Raw genomic sequence first — 3,050 nt, 5'->3', positions numbered from 1 at the left:
GGGTGGGAGACGGCAACAACATGGCCAACAGCTGGCTGCAGGCGGCCGAGATCCTGGGCTTCACGGTGCACGTGAGCACGCCCGGCGGCTACGAGATCGACCCCGCGGTGGCCGGCATCACGAACACCGGCTGCTACAAGGTCTTCAAGGACCCGATGGCGGCCTGCCAGGACGCTCACCTGGTAACCACCGACGTATGGACCAGCATGGGCTTCGAAGCCGAGAACGACGCCCGCCGGCAGGCCTTCGCCGACTGGTGCGTCGACGCCGAGATGATGGCCGCCGCGCGCAAGGACGCCCTCTTCATGCACTGCCTGCCGGCGCACCGCGGCGAGGAGGTCGCGGCCGACGTGATCGACGGCGCGCAGTCGGTGGTGTGGGACGAGGCCGAGAACCGCATGCACGGGCAGAAGGCGCTCATGGAGTTTCTGCTGCTCGGGCGGGTGGGCTGAACCTGCCGGCGGCGGCGATGCCAAGCCACCGCACTTGCGCCCTCACGAACCGAGCCGGCTGGCACGCTGACCCGCACGATTTCGTCGCCATGCCGCCGCGTAGCACAGCGCATTGATTGCCAGCACGCTGGCGGCAATGGCGACCTGCCAGACACGTCCGCTGGCCGCCTGGGCCCAATCGGGATAGATCAGGACCAGCAGGTAATGCTCGATGAACGAGCCGCCGTAGCCGGCCTCGCCTCCGAGTGCGCGCAAGCGGTTCTCCAGCGGCGTGAGCGGGCAGGGCCTGCCGGCCAGCAGCACATAGGCGCCCCAGGCCAGCGCCGGCAGGTGCAGCCAACCCCAGCGCGGACGGCGCCAGACCAGCAGGCCGCCGGCCGCGGCCCACAGGACGAAGGCCAGGTGCAGCAGCAGGACGGCGTCGGCAAGCAGGCGATAGCTCATGACCCGAAGGCGGCAGCGTCCATGAGGTTGAGCGTACGCCGTGCCCTGCCACGCGGCGTGCCGGCCGGCATCGCTGTCATCTACGCATGCCAAGATCGGCGGCGATGAGGGAAATCGAACTCAAGCTGCAGGTCAGCGCAGCAGCGCGGGCGGGCGTTGGGCGCGCTGTTGCCGAGCCGGGCGCGTCACGCACCCGGCTGCAGGCCATCTACTTCGACACCGCTGACGGCCGGCTCGCAGCCGCCGGCCTCGCCTTGCGGCTGCGCAAGGAAGGCAGGCGCTGGGTGCAGACGCTCAAGGTCGGCAGCGCACACGGCTTGGAGCGCGGCGAGCACAACGTGCCCTTGACCGTCGTGGCTGGGCGCACGCCCGCAGTGGACCCTGCGCGTCACCACGGCACACCCCCGGGCGAGGCGCTCGCGGCGGCCCTTGCACCGCGCAAGGGCGAGCACGAAGGTGCTCCGCCGCTGCAGGCCCGATACCGCACCGACATCCAGCGCTGCCATCGCCGCCAGCGCACGCGCCGCGGCACCGTGGAGCTGGCTTTCGACCGCGGTGAAATCGTCGCCGCCGGACGTGGCGGTGGAGAGCGGCGCTGGCCGGTGTGCGAACTGGAGATCGAACTGGTCAGCGGCTCGCCCCGCGCCGTCATCGAACGGGCGCGCCGTTTCGCCGCCGAACACGGCCTGTGGCTGGACACGCGCAGCAAGTCCGAGCGCGGCGAACGTCTGGCGCAAAACCTCGGCCCACACGACGCCACGCCGGCGGTCAAGACCGAGCCGGTACAGCTGCACAAGGGCATGAGCCCGGACCAAGCCTGGACCGCCGTGCGGCGCAACGCGCTCGCGCACGCGCTGCCGAACTGGAGTGAAGTGGCAGCCGGCACGACCGCCAGCGAACCGCTGCACCAGTTGCGTGTCGCGCTGCGGCGCCTGCGTTCGGCGCAACGTTTCTTCGAGGGCTGGCCGGGCGTGCCGGCCGTTGCCTGGGGCGATGGCGTGGCGGCGCTGTTTCGTGCCCTCGGCGCAGTGCGTGACCGCGACGTGCTGGGTGGCGGCCTGCAGCGCGAGGTCGATGCCGCGCTGGCCGGCCTGGGCGAGCCGGCTGTGGCCTTGTCGCCGCCCGAAGACACGCCGCCCTGGGGCGAGCGCGAACGGGTTCAGCACGGCCTGGTGCTGATCGACTTGTGCGGCGAGTTGGCGGACGATGCAACGCCGGCCGCACAGGCCGGCGTCGCCAGTGCAAGCGCCCAGGCCGAGGCCGAGGAGCCGGGCGGCGCTCGCGATGAAGCGGTTCCCTTGCTCGCGCTCGTTGCACAGCGCCTGCAGCACTGGCACGCGCACGCGCGCCGCGATGCGAAGCGCTTCGACCAACTGAGCGACGAGCAGCGCCATCGCCTGCGCAAGCGCCTCAAGCGACTGCGCTACGCAATCGAGTTCAGCGCCAGCCTGTTCCCCCGCCGCGCGGTGAAGCGCTACCTCGCGCGGTTGCGCGGGGCGCAGGAGCGGCTCGGCGAGTACAACGATGTCTGCGTCGCGGAGGCCGCCTACCGGTCGCTCGCAGTCAGCGAGCCGCGCGCCTGGTTCGCACTGGGCTGGCTGACCGCCCGCCGGGCCGCCGTGCTTGCCGCCGCCGCAAACGAACTGAAAAGCCTGCGCAAAAGCAAGGCGTTCTGGGCTTGAGCGGCGCGTTTCAAGCGCCCTCACCGAGCCGCCATCGGCAGCCGGACCACGGCCGGCCCGCCGCTGGTGGCGCCCCGCCAGGGCCAGCGCCTCCTCGAGCGTCGCGACGATCCGCGCCTGGCCCAGCACTGCCGCGAAGCCGCTGCGCTCGATCATCGAGCGCGGCGGGTCGGCCGCGTGCCGTGCCTGTGCGAAGCAGCCGGGTGCGGGTTTTTTTGCGTCTCGCGGCCCGCCTTTTCCGGCATGCGCCGCCAGCCCGAGCAAATGGCGCAAAGCCGCATCGGGCGCTCGCGATAATCGGTCGATGCAAGTCTTTCGCGGTCTGCACCACGCCTCGCTCGCCGCCGCCGCCGCCGTGACGGTGGGCAACCTCGACGGCGTGCACCGCGGCCACCAGGCCATGCTCGCGTTGCTCAACAACGAGGCGGCGCACCGCGGGCTCGTCAGCACCGTGCTGACTTTCGAGCCGCAT

2 protein-coding genes and 2 pseudogenes are annotated in these 3,050 nt (G+C 71.5%); 3 read left to right on the top strand and 1 reads right to left on the bottom strand.

Annotated elements, in window-relative coordinates:
* Positions 1–452: pseudogene (locus H0W38_RS19700) on the top strand (ornithine carbamoyltransferase); the annotation flags it as partial.
* 42 nt (positions 453–494) lie between these two features.
* Here H0W38_RS19700 and H0W38_RS19695 read toward each other — a convergent pair.
* Positions 495–896, bottom strand: a complete 402-nt coding sequence (locus H0W38_RS19695; protein ID WP_292457353.1) for a DUF2784 domain-containing protein — start codon at positions 894–896, stop codon at positions 495–497.
* A gap of 104 nt (positions 897–1,000) precedes the next feature.
* On the opposite strand from H0W38_RS19695, the gene H0W38_RS19690 reads away from it, so the two are divergent.
* Together H0W38_RS19690 and H0W38_RS19685 are read left to right on the top strand one after the other, a co-directional pair.
* Entirely contained in the window at positions 1,001–2,578 is a 1,578-nt protein-coding gene (locus H0W38_RS19690) for a CHAD domain-containing protein (protein WP_292457350.1), read from the top strand.
* Positions 2,579–2,882: 304 nt separating this feature from the next.
* A pseudogene (locus H0W38_RS19685) lies at positions 2,883–3,050 on the top strand (bifunctional riboflavin kinase/FAD synthetase); the annotation flags it as partial.

Origin of the sequence: Methylibium sp., assembly GCF_013817365.1 — a bacterium.
GTDB lineage: Bacteria > Pseudomonadota > Gammaproteobacteria > Burkholderiales > Burkholderiaceae_C > Methylibium.
Note: the sequence above shows the minus strand (reverse complement) of the source record. Positions and strands in the feature narration are given on the sequence as shown.